Source organism: Helicobacter didelphidarum (assembly GCF_003364195.1).
Taxonomy (GTDB): Bacteria; Campylobacterota; Campylobacteria; order Campylobacterales; family Helicobacteraceae; genus Helicobacter_A; species Helicobacter_A didelphidarum.
This window is the reverse complement of the sequence record NZ_NXLQ01000185.1, coordinates 1-613: the sequence shown is the minus strand read 5'-3', so window position 1 is coordinate 613 and position 613 is coordinate 1. Positions and strand designations below refer to the sequence as shown.

At 32.0% G+C, this 613-nt stretch carries 2 pseudogenes; both read left to right on the top strand.

From position 1 onward, the window contains the following. Nucleotides 1-369, top strand: a pseudogene (locus tag CQA53_RS12940) (hypothetical protein); the annotation flags it as partial. Beyond that, nucleotides 356-613, top strand: a pseudogene (locus CQA53_RS11830) (hypothetical protein); the annotation flags it as partial. The pseudogenes CQA53_RS12940 and CQA53_RS11830, both read left to right, overlap by 14 nt.

The following is a 613-nucleotide window of genomic DNA, read 5'->3' as shown; positions in this document are numbered from 1 at the left end:
AAGATAGATGAGGAGTATTATAATAAACTGCTAAAGTATTTTGATACGAGTTTAGATAAGCTAGATTGGGAGTATATTCAGGAGAATTTATTTTTTAATGGTGAGAAATATGGATATAAATTTAAGAAGTATGATGGTAGAATTTCAGCAGCACTATTTTTTATGTTTAATGATAATAGGGCTTCATTTGATAATATTAACAATATTTGGATGTCTATAAATTGGCGTGATTTACGACCCCTCCCAGCAGGTAATGAAGGCACAGGATTTTATCTTTCAGGAGGCAGAGTGGGTTGCTTTGAAGCTTTAGATATTGATATGACAAAATTTAATGAATGGGAGCTAGGAATAGGACATGTCAAACAATAAAGAACGAATTAAAAAACTAAGAGATAATGCAGAGTTAGCGTGGGCATCGTATGGGTATTTTGATAGATTAAAATACAATTATGCACAAGATGAGGATTCTAAAAAAGCATTAGAAGAATTTAGGGAAATTAAAGGTAAAGAAACCGCTATCATCACCCCTGCAGACATACTCGACATTACCTATAAATACTATCTTGATGATAATGGCAAACCTAAAAATGGTTTGCTTGATGATAAGTTATTT